Annotated in this window: 13 protein-coding genes; 8 read left to right on the top strand and 5 right to left on the bottom strand. The window is 43.4% G+C overall.

Going from position 1 to position 13,713, the window contains the following annotated elements; translation table 11 throughout:
* Positions 1-81 precede the first annotated feature (81 nt).
* Both ACIG3F_RS13685 and ACIG3F_RS13680 read right to left on the bottom strand, forming a co-directional pair.
* Positions 82-381, bottom strand: coding sequence for a hypothetical protein (locus ACIG3F_RS13685; RefSeq protein ID WP_396470298.1), 300 nt, complete (start codon positions 379-381; stop codon positions 82-84).
* 196 nt (positions 382-577) lie between these two features.
* On the bottom strand, positions 578-1,603 hold the full coding sequence (locus ACIG3F_RS13680) for a hypothetical protein (RefSeq protein ID WP_191112221.1): 1,026 nt from the start codon (positions 1,601-1,603) through the stop codon (positions 578-580).
* Positions 1,604-1,762: 159 nt separating this feature from the next.
* Here ACIG3F_RS13680 and pheS point away from each other — a divergent pair, with 159 nt between their 5' ends.
* The 3 genes from pheS (at position 1,763) to ACIG3F_RS13665 (ending at position 5,553) form a co-directional block, all read left to right on the top strand.
* Positions 1,763-2,743, top strand: coding sequence for a phenylalanine--tRNA ligase subunit alpha (gene pheS / locus ACIG3F_RS13675; RefSeq protein ID WP_004278272.1), 981 nt, complete (start codon positions 1,763-1,765; stop codon positions 2,741-2,743).
* Between the two features lie 135 nt (positions 2,744-2,878).
* A complete protein-coding gene (gene pheT, locus ACIG3F_RS13670; RefSeq protein ID WP_191112222.1) occupies positions 2,879-5,260 on the top strand; it encodes a phenylalanine--tRNA ligase subunit beta in 2,382 nt (793 codons plus the stop codon).
* The gene (locus ACIG3F_RS13665) at positions 5,257-5,553 is read left to right on the top strand and encodes an integration host factor subunit alpha (RefSeq protein ID WP_004278269.1); all 297 of its coding nucleotides are present in this window, start codon (positions 5,257-5,259) and stop codon (positions 5,551-5,553) included. Before pheT ends, ACIG3F_RS13665 begins: the two co-directional genes overlap by 4 nt.
* Positions 5,554-5,656: 103 nt before the next feature.
* Here ACIG3F_RS13665 and ACIG3F_RS13660 read toward each other — a convergent pair whose 3' ends face one another.
* The 3 genes from ACIG3F_RS13660 to trxA form a co-directional block, all read right to left on the bottom strand.
* Positions 5,657-5,944, bottom strand: a complete 288-nt coding sequence (locus ACIG3F_RS13660) for a hypothetical protein (protein WP_153566424.1) — start codon at positions 5,942-5,944, stop codon at positions 5,657-5,659.
* Between the two features lie 401 nt (positions 5,945-6,345).
* Entirely contained in the window at positions 6,346-7,614 is a 1,269-nt protein-coding gene (gene rho / locus ACIG3F_RS13655; RefSeq protein WP_004278267.1) for a transcription termination factor Rho, read from the bottom strand.
* Between the two features lie 322 nt (positions 7,615-7,936).
* Entirely contained in the window at positions 7,937-8,263 is a 327-nt protein-coding gene (gene trxA, locus ACIG3F_RS13650) for a thioredoxin (RefSeq protein ID WP_004278266.1), read from the bottom strand.
* Positions 8,264-8,523: 260 nt separating this feature from the next.
* Between trxA and ppx the strand changes: the two genes are divergently transcribed.
* The 5 genes from ppx to ACIG3F_RS13625 are packed head-to-tail and all read left to right on the top strand — an operon-like array spanning position 8,524 to position 13,643.
* Positions 8,524-10,044: an exopolyphosphatase gene (gene ppx, locus ACIG3F_RS13645; RefSeq protein WP_004278264.1), complete on the top strand. Its 1,521-nt coding sequence runs from the start codon at positions 8,524-8,526 to the stop codon at positions 10,042-10,044.
* Positions 10,045-10,074: 30 nt separating this feature from the next.
* Positions 10,075-10,899: an acetyl-CoA carboxylase carboxyltransferase subunit alpha gene (locus tag ACIG3F_RS13640; protein WP_191112223.1), complete on the top strand. Its 825-nt coding sequence runs from the start codon at positions 10,075-10,077 to the stop codon at positions 10,897-10,899.
* Positions 10,836-12,212, top strand: coding sequence for a tRNA lysidine(34) synthetase TilS (gene tilS / locus ACIG3F_RS13635; RefSeq protein WP_191112224.1), 1,377 nt, complete (start codon positions 10,836-10,838; stop codon positions 12,210-12,212). The genes ACIG3F_RS13640 and tilS overlap by 64 nt, the downstream gene beginning before the upstream one ends.
* A gap of 2 nt (positions 12,213-12,214) precedes the next feature.
* Entirely contained in the window at positions 12,215-13,054 is an 840-nt protein-coding gene (gene proC, locus ACIG3F_RS13630) for a pyrroline-5-carboxylate reductase (RefSeq protein WP_004647533.1), read from the top strand.
* 19 nt (positions 13,055-13,073) lie between these two features.
* Positions 13,074-13,643: a YggT family protein gene (locus ACIG3F_RS13625; RefSeq protein ID WP_004278259.1), complete on the top strand. Its 570-nt coding sequence runs from the start codon at positions 13,074-13,076 to the stop codon at positions 13,641-13,643.
* Positions 13,644-13,713: the final 70 nt, after the last annotated feature.

The following is a 13,713-nucleotide window of genomic DNA, read 5'->3' as shown; positions in this document are numbered from 1 at the left end:
GTGTCATGGTTGACTCCAAAAACAAGCATTTCCCATGCTTATTGGGGAGTAGATTATCACTTATAGGCGTGGTCTAAAATCCTAGAACCACATCATTTCCTCAAAAAAACGACAAGGTGTTTGTCCTACTTTGAAAATAAATTTATTCGTTTTATCAACTATTTCAAATTTGTAAGGACAAGAATCATTGAGGAATTCTCTTTTCAAACAATTATGAGTTCTCTTAAAGAAAACAGTACCAAAGGTATAATTGTCATCATCAATATCACGGGTGTCTCGAAAACTTTTATCGAAACACTGAAGCATTAATTTTGCAATATAAGTTAACTTGTCATCTGTTAACTCTTTATCAAATGTTGAAGGGTGGGGGTATTTGACCATAAATAACGTATCCTTTACTTAATGTAATGTGGAAATCCTAAGTAGCGAATTTTTAATTTATTTCATTTTTATAAAAACGTCAACCAAATTATTTCTGATTATAGAAAAAGTCAACCAATTTTGACTTTGTCCATTAATTTTTTAAAATTTCTTGTGTTTAAAAAAGCTGCTAAAAAAATAGCTTCTTAAAATTCTTTTAAAGCCCGAAATAGTAACCAATCAGACAGATAATCACGGTAATCACAATTAAGGTCACTACATTTGCAGAAGAACTGGCTTTACCTGGATCTTGAGGTTTTTCTGCTTTAGAAATTTTTGGTGAACGATCTTCAGTACTCATACCGACAAATGGGTCAGGTGCAACTTTAGGTGTTAGCTGTGCAGTTTTATAGTGGTTGGCGACTTTGCTGATGAATTTAGCACTTAAATCATCAATTTTTTGCGAAAAATGTCGCAGATTGAGTTGCTGCTCCGGGCTGAGTACTTCGCCATCTGCACGATAGGGATGCTGGATTTTAGTTTGAATAAAGTCGTTTAAGGCGTCTAGGCGGTACAAAGTCTGGTGAGCATAATCCGCTGAATAGTCAGTGGGAATTAAGGCCAAATGACTTTCGCTATCGGCCTGAATGGCAGGCATGGTACCGTAATAAGGCAAATTGGTATACGCCGGCTCGATAAAATCTTGGGCAAGGCTACTTTCAAACAGTTCATGATCGGTATAGGTCTGGATATCATCCCAGTTTGGCGCTTCTAGATCCACATCAATGCGCTTGGCCAGTTTGGGATTTAACTCATAACACCAGAATGTTTCATGGCGTAAAGGGGATTGTTGTGATTTAGGCGCTTCGTAGTCATTGTCCGCGCTGTACCATTCAGGCAGTTCTTTACCAATGATCCAGGCAGTTTTGGTTTTGGCATCATGACTGACAATAAAATGCGCTAGTGGTAATAGCTCGACATTGGCATTCGGATTTTTTTCATCAACCAGTAAATCAGAGCGATGCAAACTCAGTCGGCGTACACCTTGTTTTTTCAGACCTTCCAGCCAGATCTGGAAATGCTGGGCCAGCAGATGTTGTGACATCAGATCCCGAAAGGCAAACTGATGCTGATTAAAAATGGAATGTTGAATCCAACGATTGAAACTCAGGTCCTGAGTCAAATACTCATTGCCGTAAGTGACGAGGGTCAGTTGCTGTTTCCAAATTTGATCGAGTGCCATAGTGATTTGATCTGATTGATATTGTGTTTATCTTATACTTTTTATATTTAATCACGCCAATCTAATTTTCCTTAAAACGCATCTTCATCAAAGTGTCTAAAAACTGTTAGAATGTGGGGTTTTTAAAATATTTTTTAACCTGTTGCTTTGAGAGTTACTATGTCACTGGAAGCCCTGACCACTGAAGCGCTCGCTGCGATTGCAGCAGCTCAAGACCTTGCTGCACTTGATCAAGTACGAGTGCAATTTACGGGGAAAAAAAGCCAGCTCGCGGAACAATCTAAGTCGCTTGGTAAAATGGATCCTGAAGAACGTAAAGTCTTCGGCGCACAAATCCATGCTGTACGTGAAACCATTACCGCTGCATTGACATCACGTCAGGCAGAACTGCATAAAGCTGCCTTAGAACAAAAACTGGCAAGCGAAACCATTGATATTACTTTACCAGGTCGTGGCCAGCAGGTGGGCAGTATCCATCCAGTGACCCAGGTGCAAGAGCGTATTTGCCAGTTCTTTACCAAGGCAGGTTTTACGGTTGCAACAGGTCCTGAAGTTGAAGATGACTATCACAACTTTGAAGCACTGAACATTCCGGGGCATCACCCGGCGCGTGCCATGCACGATACTTTCTATTTCGATGTGAACCATTTGTTGCGTACGCATACGTCTGGTGTGCAGATTCGTACCATGGAAACACAGCAGCCACCAATCCAGATCGTGTGTCCGGGCCGTGTTTACCGTTGTGATTCGGATCAAACTCACTCGCCGATGTTCCATCAGATCGAAGGTTTATACGTGGCTGAAAATACCAGCTTTGCGGAACTGAAAGGTTTGCTGATTAACCTGCTGAACGAATTCTTCGAAAAAGATTTGAAAGTACGTTTCCGTCCATCTTATTTCCCGTTCACCGAGCCGAGTGCGGAAGTGGATATTATGGATGAACGCGGTCGCTGGTTGGAAGTATTGGGCTGCGGTATGGTACATCCAAATGTGCTGCAAGCTGCAGGCATTGATCCTGAAAAATACAAAGGCTTTGCTTTTGGTCTGGGTGTTGAACGTTTTGCAATGCTTCGTTATGGCGTGAATGACTTACGTATGTTCTTCCAAAACGATGTGCGTTTCTTACGCCAGTTTGCTTAAAACTTTTTAATAATCCTCTCCTAACCTCTCCTTTTAAAAAGGAGAGGGACTCCGCGAAATAGATGGAGTTCTCCCCCTTTGGAAAATGGGGGGCAGAGGGGGATTCTAGAGATTTGAATTACAGGTTTTATATCAATGAAAATTAGCGAAAATTGGCTACGCACATGGGTCAACCCAGCCATCGATAGCGATAAACTTTCTGATCAATTGACCATGTTAGGTCTTGAAGTTGATGACTTATCTCCTGCAGCGAAACCCTTTACTGGTGTAGTAGTGGGGGAAGTCCTGACAGTAGAACAACATCCTGATGCAGATCGCTTGCGTGTGACCACTGTCAATATCGGTTCTGGTGAACCATTGCAAATTGTATGTGGTGCGCCAAACGTACGTGCCGGCATGAAAGCGCCAGTTGCGACTATCGGTGCAGTACTTCCGGGTGATTTCAAAATCAAGAAAGGCAAGCTTCGTGGTATCGAGTCACAAGGCATGCTGTGCGGCGCTTCAGAAATCGATTTGGAAGATAAAATCGATGGTCTGTTAGAGCTGCCTGCAGATGCACCAGTAGGTATGAACATCCGTGAATATCTGGATCTTGATGATAACGTGATTGACATCAGCATCACACCAAACCGTGGTGACTGTTTCAGTATTCGCGGGATCGCACGTGAAATTGGTGTGATTAACCAGCTTCCGGTGACTGCGCCTGAAATTAAAGAAGTTACTGCAACTATTAGCGACGAAAAGAAAGTCGTTGTGTCAACTGAAGGCTGCCCACGTTACTTAGGTCGTGTGATCAAGAATGTGAATACCAAAGCACCAACGCCTGAATGGATGGAGCGTGCATTGGCACGTTCAGGTATCCGTCAGCACAGCATTCTGGTCGATATTACCAACTATGTATTAATCGAGCTTGGTCAACCGCTACACGCATTTGATGGTGGTAAAGTGCAAGGCGCGGTACACGTACGTCAAGCGACGGAAGCTGAAAAGTTAGTTTTGCTCAATGAACAAGAAGTTGAACTCAACGAAAAAGTGATGGTGATTGCAGATGATGAAAAAGCATTGGCCATTGCCGGTATTATGGGTGGCTTGTCTTCAGCAGTCAGCGATGCAACCACTGAAATTTTCCTGGAATCAGCATTCTTCGCACCACTGCATATTGCCGGTCGTGCACGTAGCTTTGGCCTGCATACTGATGCTTCTCAGCGTTATGAACGTGGCGTCGATTTTGAATTGCCATTGATCGCTATGCACCGCGCATCACAATTGATTGCGGAACTTGCTGGCGGTGAGTTCGGACCAATTACAGTTGCCGAAAATGCAGCCCTATTGCCAACACGCGACGCAATTGAGTTGAATCAAGCACAAGTCGATCAACTGCTAGGTTATAGTGTTGATTCAGCGTTCATTACTGATGCTTTAACCCGTTTAGGTTGTGATGTAACTGTTAAAACAGAAGGCGAGTGGTTAGTGGTTCCACCGTCACATCGTTATGATATGGTGATTTACCAGGACTTGATCGAAGAAGTGGCGCGTATTCACGGTTATGACAATATTCAAATCAGCCTGCCTGTGATTGATGTGAAATTGGCGAAATACCAAGATCAATTTGAATTGGGTCAACTCCGTCAAACTGCCGTAACTTTAGGTTACCAAGAAGCGATCAGCTTTAGCTTCGCAGACCTAAAACTTGAAAAGCAACTTAATTCCAGTGTGAATCCATTAGCATTAGCCAATCCAATTTCAAGTGATTTGGCGGTGATGCGTTCAACCTTGCTGTCTAGCCTGATTCCTTGTGTGCAGTACAATGTTAACCGTCAGCAAAGTCGTGTACGCTTCTTTGAACTGGGTCTGCGTTTTGACTATCAAGAAGCTCGCAGCATCCATGATTTAAAACAGATTCCAACCTTTGCCCTGATTGCAACAGGTTCACGTACCCCTGAGTCTTGGCATGGCAAGGCACAGCCAATGGACTTCTTTGACTTTAAGGGTGATGTAGAAGAAATTCTGGCTGCTGGTCGTGTCAACGTAGAATATGTGCGTTCAGAGCGTAGCTGGTTGCACCCAGGGCAATCCGCAGAAATTCTCGTGAATGGTCAATCAATTGGTTACTTGGGGCGTTTACATCCCTCACTTGAAGACGAACTTGATCTGGCAACCACATGGGTAGCAGAATTGGATCAAGCGGCTGTTTTGCAAACTTATGTATCTAATTTTACAGAATTATCACGTTTTCCATCGGTTCGACGTGATATTGCGCTTTTAATTAGTGATAAGATTAATGTTAGCGAAATTCAGGGACTTATCGAAAAAACAGGCGGAGAGCTTTTAGACTCAACTTGGTTGTTCGATGTGTACACTGGACAAGGAGTAGAAGAAGGGAAACGCTCACTGGCATTTGCACTTCTCTGGCAGCATCCAAGCCGTACACTGGAAGATGCTGAAATTAAATCAGGTATGGATAATATCCTTCAAGTGTTAGAAAACACTTACCAAGCGACATTGAGGGCTTCATGACAGCACTAACTAAAGCAGAAATGGCTGATCATTTAAGTGAGCTCACGAGTTTAAACCGTCGTGAAGCAAAACAAATGGTTGAGTTGTTCTTCGATGAGATTAGCCAGGCGCTCATCTCAGGCGAGCAAGTAAAACTTTCGGGTTTTGGTAATTTCGAGTTGCGTGACAAGCGTCAACGTCCAGGCCGTAACCCGAAAACGGGTGAAGAGATTCCGATTTCTGCACGCCGCGTGGTCACCTTTCGTGCCGGACAGAAGTTCCGTCAACGTGTGGGAAATGAGCAGGTCAACTGATCTGCTTTTTTAAAAACTGGAATCTAATATTTTTAATTTTCAGTTTTTAAAATAAAAAAGAGAGCCAAAGGCTCTCTTTTTTTGTACTGAATAATCTAGAAGATTATTGAGCAGCAGCTTCAGAAGCAGCAGTAGCGTCAGCAGCAGCGTCAACAGCAACTGCAGCAGCAGCGTCAGCTTCAGCAACAGCAGCAGCATCAGAAGCAGCAACTTCAGAAGTAGCTTCTACAGCAGCAGCATCAGCAGCAGCTTCAGCTTCAGAAGCAGCTTCTACAGCTTCAGATGCAGCTTGGTTAGCGTCAGCAGCAGCGTCGTCAGCTTTTTTAGCACAACCAACGAAAGCTAGAGTAGTAGCAACTGCAGCAGCAATAGCGATTTTTTTGAATAACATGGCATCACTCTCTAAAAATTGAGATTAAAAAAAACCAAAGTTAGTCTGTTAAGTGCTTTTATTGTTCCTAATTGTGTTAGGGACTAACAACGCAGGAGCAGTCTAACTGGTCTGCAAATATGCTATCACTGCGCATTTTTAATTGCTACTGGCAATGATCAAAAAAGTACGGAAAAACGATAAAAAATAAGAAGTTTTTAACAGAAAATAACAATGGAATGAAAGATTTAGATTGGAGAAAGGCTTATTAAATACTTAAAAGTTATACAATTTTTAATCTGAATATTTTATTAATCAAAAACTTAAAAATAAGTTTACATAAATCAGGCTTCATTGTTTCATTCTGTAATTTATGTCAACCTAAAAAAGGCCACCGTTTAGATGACCTTTCATTTAAAATTTTAATTTGAAGCTTTGCGTTTCATCTGATCAAAGAAATCATCATTGGTCTTGGTTTCTTTCATACGATCCAGTAAGAATTCCATTGCCGCCAATTCGTCTTGAGTATGCAGCAGCTTACGCAGAATCCAGACTTTACGCAGATTGTCTTCTGACATCAGGCGTTCTTCACGACGAGTACCAGATTTCTTGATGTTCATTGCAGGGAACACGCGTTTTTCAGCAATACGACGATCAAGGGTAATTTCCTGGTTACCTGTACCTTTGAATTCTTCGTAAATCACTTCATCCATTTTACTACCGGTTTCAATCAGGGCAGTAGAAATGATGGTCAGTGAACCGCCTTCTTCGATATTACGTGCAGCACCGAAGAAACGTTTAGGGCGTTCTAAGGCATGTGCATCCACACCACCAGTCAGTACTTTGCCTGATGAAGGAATCACAGTGTTATAAGCACGTGCCAGACGGGTAATCGAGTCAAGCAAAATCACCACATCTTTCTTATGTTCAACCAGACGTTTTGCTTTTTCAATCACCATTTCAGCGACTTGAACGTGACGTGCAGGAGATTCATCAAAGGTAGAAGCCACGACTTCACCACGAACCGTACGCTCCATCTCAGTCACTTCTTCTGGACGCTCATCAATTAGGAGAACGATCAGAATAACTTCAGGATTATTGCGAACGATGGACTGTGCAATGCTTTGCAGCAGCATGGTTTTACCCGCTTTCGGCGGAGCCACAATAATTGAACGCTGGCCTTTACCAATCGGTGCAACTAAGTCGATCACACGGGTGGTTAAATCTTCAGTGGTGCCATTGCCCAACTCCATCACCAACTGTTCAGTCGGGAATAATGGCGTCAAGTTTTCAAACAGAATCTTGTTACGTGAATTTTCAGGTGTGTCGTAGTTAATTTGATTGACTTTAAGTAAAGCAAAATAACGTTCGCCTTCTTTCGGCGGGCGAATGGTGCCAGTAATGGTGTCGCCAGTACGGAGGTTAAAACGACGAATTTGAGAAGGGCTGACATAAATATCGTCAGGACCTGCTAAATAAGAACCTGCGGCTGAGCGTAAAAAGCCAAAACCATCTGACAAAATTTCTAGAACGCCATCACCAAAAATCTCTTCGCCATTCATTGCATGACGTTTTAAGATGGCAAAAATAATGTCTTGCTTACGGTTACGAGCCATACCTTCGAGGCCCATAAACTCGGCAATCTTGATGAGTTCGCCAATCGGTTTTTTCTTGAGTTCGGTTAAATTCATAGGTGGTCAGATAGAATCAAAGTTCTGAGGTACAGGTTAGAAAGGGAGTAACATTCGGCCGCATACCAGCATTCAAACGAAAGCAATTGAATTTGCAAAAGAACAATTCAGAGATCTGTTTGAGTGTTTCAAAGAAAAATGTGGAAAACAATTTCTATTGCCGAGCGGCATCTTATGTAATGTGTCTTGTAAGAAATTGACAGGATTTAGGATCCTTTATCTCTTGAGTAGCGAATATAAGAGAAAATGCCAGGTTTGTCAATTTATAGCCGAAAAAAATACGCGAGCATGAGTCGCGTATTTTTTACTAAAAATGCTGTGCTTAGATATTGTCATCAATAAATGCAGTCAGTTTAGATTTTGGTGCAGCACCGACTTGAGTCGCAACAACTTCACCATTTTTGAACATCAACAAAGCCGGGATGTTACGGATGTTGAAATTCACAGCAGTTTGTTCGCAAGAAGTTACGTCAACTTTCACGATTTTAACTTTGCCTTGGTATTCATCAGCAAGCACTTCAAGTACAGGTGCGATTGCTTTACATGGTGCACACCAGCCTGCCCAAAAGTCCACCAGTACAGGAACGTCTGATTGAAGAACGTCTGCTTCGAAGTTTGCGTCAGTAGTGTTTACGATGTTGCCAGACATGGAATGTGCTCCAGATTAATATTTTAAAGATAACTAATTATTAGTATTACATAGCCATCTTTAACAATGTAGGGGAATCTGTAAATTTTCAATGCTTAATGTTATTTTGTCTAATGGATGATCACGATAGTGATGATCGTGTCTCACTATTATTCCCGATAAAAAAAAGAATAAGGCATTAAATTGTCGCTACAAATGGCTTTTAAATTGCATGCATGTGAATTACTCTAAGCACAATTCGTTAAAGGTTTATTTCTGGAATGTCTGACTTTTTGATTGATGAAGAATTACTTGCCGCCATCGATATGGGATCAAACAGCTTTCATTTGGCCATCGCCCGTGTAGATCATGGTGAAGTGAAGAAAGTGGCATCAATGTCAGAAAAAGTTCAGCTTGCCGCAGGACTAGACGAAAATAAGAATTTAACCGAAGCCGCCCAGCAACGCGGTTTGGCCTGTCTGGCCCGTTTTGTAGGGCGTTTAGGTGCCGTTCAGCCGAACCGATTACGGATCGTGGCGACGAATGCTTTACGTCAAGCCAAAAATGGTCATGAATTTATCCAGAAAGCCGCAGAAATTTTACCGAAACCGATCGAAATTATTGCCGGCCGTGAAGAAGCCCGTCTGATTTATCTGGGTGTATCGCATACCATGGCCAACAGTGGTCGTCGTCTGGTGGTTGACATCGGTGGCGGTTCAACTGAGCTGATTATCGGTGAAGAATTCGAGCCGATTCATACCGAATCGGTACAAATGGGCTGTGTGGCATTTACCAAAGCTTATTTTCAGGATGGTGAAATCAGCGCCAAAGCTTTTGATAAAGCAGTTACTGCGGCACGTAAAGAAATTTCCGGAATTGCCAATACTTATAAAGAAGCCGGTTGGGATGCTGTCGTCGGCTCGAGTGGTACGATTAAAGCCTGCCGCCAGATTTGCGTTAATATGGGCTGGAGCAATGATCGCGAACAGTTGACGCGTGAAGGCCTGGAAAAGCTCAAAGATAAACTGCTTAAATATAAATATGTCTCGGACATGGAATTCGAAGGTCTGAAAGATGATCGTCGTGCCGTTTTACCCGCCGGCATTGCCATTCTCTATGCAGTCTTTGATGTATTGGGGATTGATCATTTGGTCTATTCGGATGGTGCGCTACGTGAAGGCGTGATGTATGACTTGCTTGGCCGTTTCAAGCATGAGGATATCCGTGATCGTTCCGTACATGCCTTGATTGGTCGATACAATGCCGATGCCAAGCAGGCTGAGCGTGTGGTTCAGACGGCACAGAAACTGTTTAATGACGTGGCCAGTGAACTCGGTTTGAGTGTTGAAGATAGTGACCTGTTGCGTCGTGCTGCCTATCTGCATGAGATTGGTTTGGCCATTAGTCACAGTGGCTATCATCGTCATGGCGCGTATTTATTACAACACTCGGATATTGCCGGTTTCTCGCAAGTTGATCAAAATCATTTGTCACATTTGGTCGCGCACCATCGGCGTAAATTGCGCGCTGATGCCAAGATTGATGTGATGAAAGTCGGTGGATCTAAACTTTTATGGTTATGTTTGCTGCTTCGTCTGTCGGTTTTGGTCAATCACAGTCGTAGCGATGAGATGCTTCCTGCCATTGAACTCAAGGTTGAAAATGCGCAACAATGGCAACTCAGCGTGTCTGGTGATGCCAAGCAATGGCCATTGCTGGTAGCTGAACTGCACGATGAACAGCAGCAATTTAAAAATTGGGAGATTGAACTCTCGATTCAATCCGAACAGTTTGTTAATTAATACCTTTATAGGGATGAAAACGGTTAACCTATGAAAAATAAAGCAACTCCATCAAAAGCATGGGCGACAGTGCAGATTGCACGTCATCCAGAACGTCCACAATTCCTGGACTATGTGGGTGAAATATTCACTGAATTTGATGCTTTACATGGTGACCGCCTATATGGTGATGATGGCGCGATGATCGGTGGTCTGGCTCGTTTCGATGGTCAACCGGTGATGATCGTTGGTCAGCATCGTGGTCGTAGCACCCGTGAAAAATTACAGCATAATTTTGGCATGAGTAACCCGGAAGGTTATCGTAAGGCACAGCGTCTGCTAGACATGGCAGAGCGTTTTAACCTGCCAGTCTTTACTTTTATTGACACTATGGGCGCTTATCCGGGTGTCGGTGCAGAAGAACGTGGTCAGGCTGAAGCGATTGCCACCAGTCTGGCTCAGCTTTCTAATTTGAAAGTACCTGTGATTGCAACTGTACTGGGTGAAGGCGGTTCAGGTGGTGCGCTGGGTATTGGGGTAGCAGATCGTGTGGTGATGCTCTCTCACAGTATTTATTCGGTGATTTCACCGGAAGGCTGTGCCTCAATTCTTTGGAAAACCGCTGAAAAAGCTGAACAGGCTAGTGAAGCCTTGGCTCTGACTGCAGAAAAATTGCAGAAAATGGGTATTGTAGAATATGTGGTGGATGAAGGTGAGGGTGCTCACTTAAATCCGGATCAGGTCATGAACAGCTTGAAAGCAGTGCTGAAAGACGCTTTGAATGAACTGCAACCAATGGAAGCGCAAGCACGATGCGAAGCACGTTACCAACGTTTGATGAAGTTTGGCAGCGACAATTTAGGTCTGGTTTCTTAAAACAACTGCAGGACTTTCCTGCAGAGACAAAATTTCTCATCGGATGCAGTGGTGGCGTAGATTCTATGCTGTTGCTGCATCTGATGTTTTTTTTATGCCCGGAAAAAGTTCGGGCGATTTATGTCGATCACCAGTTGCAAGCAGTCAGTGCGGATTGGGGTGAGTTCGTTGCGGATCAATGTCAGCAACTGAATATTTCCTGCATCATCCAGCCGGTCAATGTCGCCAGTGGTAATCTGGAACAGCAAGCGCGCAATTCACGTTATCAGGCCTATCGACAACATTTGCAAGCGGATGAAATGTTGGTGCTAGCACATCATCAGCAGGATCAGGCGGAAACCTTGATGCTGCGTCTATTATCGGGTGCTGGTATAGATGGTTTAGCAGCCATGAAACAAATCGATGTACGTGAAAATCTCACGATTTGGCGACCATTGCTGGATATTTCCCGTGAGCAAATTTGCCAATGGGCATCAGAGCTGAATGTTCAGAATATTGAAGATCCAACCAATGATGATACTCATTATGACCGGGCCTGGGCACGCCAGACCCTGTGGCCGGTATTAAGCGAACGTTATCCTAAAATGCAAACTGCCTTGGTGCGAACCAGTGAGTTAATGCAGGATGCTCAAAACATTTTAAAAGAAGTGCTGCAACAGGATTTAGCATCTTGTGGGACTGAAATGCAGCTCGATCTTGGTAAATTTCTACAGCTTTCAAAATCACGACAACGTCAATTACTCTCTGCCTGGATGAAAGGTAAACAACAGTATCGTCCATCCTTAGATATGGTAAAGCGTTTGCAATGCGAAGTGATTTATGCCAAGCAAGATGCTCAGGCAGCATTGCATTGGCAAGGCTTTTATTATGTACGCTATCAGCAGCAATTATATCGTTTGACCGCAGAGACCTATTTAGCCGAGCAGCAACAGGTTCAAACTAGTCCGGAAAGTATAAAATTCGCTTTAAAAGACTGTGTGCAGGTTTTGTCAGGGAAATTTATCATCGCGCCTGCACAGTTCGGTTTATCTCCTGCATTATTGCAGCAAGCTTTGCATTTACAGCAGAGGCAGGGTGGCGAAAAAATTCATTTATATGGCCGTGTCGGTACCTGGCCGCTGAAAAAAGCTATTCAGGAAGCGCAAATATTTCCCTGGGCTCGGCATACTATTCAAATATTAAGCACAGATAATGTTATGCTAGGCGTGTTTACCCCTAAAGGATTTTGGTTGGCCCAATCTGCATATTGTGAAGCAGGTGGATGGCTGCCGATGTCGGTTTCTTCAACTTTAGAACTCAACGATGAGCATTGAACATGAGTGCAGCTTTAAATTGTAATATCTGTTTTATTGGTGGCGGTAATATGGCCCAAGCCTTAATTGGCGGTCTGATTTCACGTGGTTTGCCAGCAACACGTATTACAGTTTCTGATCCGGTCGAAAAAGTCCGTGCTTTATTGGCGGAAAAAGAAATTAATGTGACCGGGGATAATAGCGCTGCAATTCAGGATGCAGATATCGTCGTATTGGCGGTAAAACCTCAGGTTTTGGCTCAAGTGCTGCAACCCTTAAAAGGTCTGGTTAATAATAAGCTGATTATTTCCATTGTTGCCGGTGCAGAAATTGCCACATTGTCAGCATTGTTGGGGACAGAGCGTATTGTCCGGGTCATGCCGAACACGCCAGCATTGGTACAGACCGGGGCTCATGGTTTATATGCCAATGCATTTGTGGAAACGAGTGACCGTGAGCTAGCCAGTCAGGTTCTGGCGTCGACCGGACTGACCATTTGGGTCGACTCAGAAGCACAAATTGATGCAGTCACTGCAGTCTCGGGTTCGGGTCCGGCTTACTTTTTCTATATGATGGAAAGTATGATTCGTGCGGGTAAAAATTTAGGTCTGGATGAAAAAGTTGCAACTGCACTCACCTTGCAGACGGCTTTAGGGGCGGCGCAAATGGCGATTACCAGTTCGAATACGCCCGCTGAGTTACGTAAAAATGTGACTTCTCCAAATGGGACTACACAGGCCGCACTTGAAGTCTTTGATCGCGCCCAGATTTCTCAAAATATTCAGGCGGCACTTGCCGCTGCACAAAAACGCAGTCAAGAACTGGCACAAGAGCTCAGTGAAAGCAGCAAATCTTCAGTTTAATTTTTAGGAACGTTCAAGTATGGGTGCAAATTCTGCGCTAATTTTTGGCATTATCATTAACGTCGCGATTTTGCTCGTATTCTTCCGATTTTTAATGCAACTGGCAGCGGTCAGTCCTTACAATCCTGTGGTTCTTTCTACTGTGAAAGCCACTAAAATTGTAGATGTATTTGGTCGAATTTTCCCAACTTTGGCCAAAGGTCGAGTCAGTACTGCTGCTTTGGCATTACTGGTCGTGCTCTATCTGCTTAAAATTTTTGGCATGATGTATCTGTCAGGGGGGATGCCGAATGGGCCTGTCCATCTGATTATTCTGACTTTTGTTACCATGATGCAGGATCTTATCCGTTTCTGTCGTTATTTGATTTTCGCTACGATTATCTTAAGTTGGGTGGTGATGTTTACTCAGTCTCGTTCGCCTTATATTGAAGTCGTGCAAGAGCTGGCTGAGCCTTTACTGGCGCCATTCCGTCGTATCATGCCAAATATGGGGATGATTGACCTTTCTCCAATCTTCGCTATTTTAACTTTGATTATTATCGAAATGATTATGAACCAGGTGGCGATTGTATTGCTTACCGGTCTTTAATCGGATCCAAATAAAAAGGACGCTGAGGCGTCCTTTTTTATTTGCTCCTCCCTTTAGAAAAGGGAAGTTG

The organism is Acinetobacter sp. NPDC052428 (genome assembly GCF_044547685.1).
GTDB lineage: Bacteria > Pseudomonadota > Gammaproteobacteria > Pseudomonadales > Moraxellaceae > Acinetobacter > Acinetobacter lwoffii_G.
This window is presented reverse-complemented; position numbering and strand designations above follow the sequence as displayed.

Coding starts and splice junctions, on each gene's coding strand:
- pheS (WP_004278272.1), top strand. CDS start 1,763: ATGTCACTGGAAGCCCTGACCACTGAAGCGCTCGCTGCGATTGCAGCA.
- rho (WP_004278267.1), bottom strand. CDS start 7,614: ATGAATTTAACCGAACTCAAGAAAAAACCGATTGGCGAACTCATCAAG.
- ACIG3F_RS13625 (WP_004278259.1), top strand. CDS start 13,074: ATGGGTGCAAATTCTGCGCTAATTTTTGGCATTATCATTAACGTCGCG.
- pheT (WP_191112222.1), top strand. CDS start 2,879: ATGAAAATTAGCGAAAATTGGCTACGCACATGGGTCAACCCAGCCATC.
- tilS (WP_191112224.1), top strand. CDS start 10,836: ATGCGAAGCACGTTACCAACGTTTGATGAAGTTTGGCAGCGACAATTT.
- ACIG3F_RS13665 (WP_004278269.1), top strand. CDS start 5,257: ATGACAGCACTAACTAAAGCAGAAATGGCTGATCATTTAAGTGAGCTC.
- ACIG3F_RS13640 (WP_191112223.1), top strand. CDS start 10,075: ATGAAAAATAAAGCAACTCCATCAAAAGCATGGGCGACAGTGCAGATT.
- ppx (WP_004278264.1), top strand. CDS start 8,524: ATGTCTGACTTTTTGATTGATGAAGAATTACTTGCCGCCATCGATATG.
- proC (WP_004647533.1), top strand. CDS start 12,215: ATGAGTGCAGCTTTAAATTGTAATATCTGTTTTATTGGTGGCGGTAAT.
- ACIG3F_RS13660 (WP_153566424.1), bottom strand. CDS start 5,944: ATGTTATTCAAAAAAATCGCTATTGCTGCTGCAGTTGCTACTACTCTA.
- ACIG3F_RS13685 (WP_396470298.1), bottom strand. CDS start 381: ATGGTCAAATACCCCCACCCTTCAACATTTGATAAAGAGTTAACAGAT.
- ACIG3F_RS13680 (WP_191112221.1), bottom strand. CDS start 1,603: ATGGCACTCGATCAAATTTGGAAACAGCAACTGACCCTCGTCACTTAC.
- trxA (WP_004278266.1), bottom strand. CDS start 8,263: ATGTCTGGCAACATCGTAAACACTACTGACGCAAACTTCGAAGCAGAC.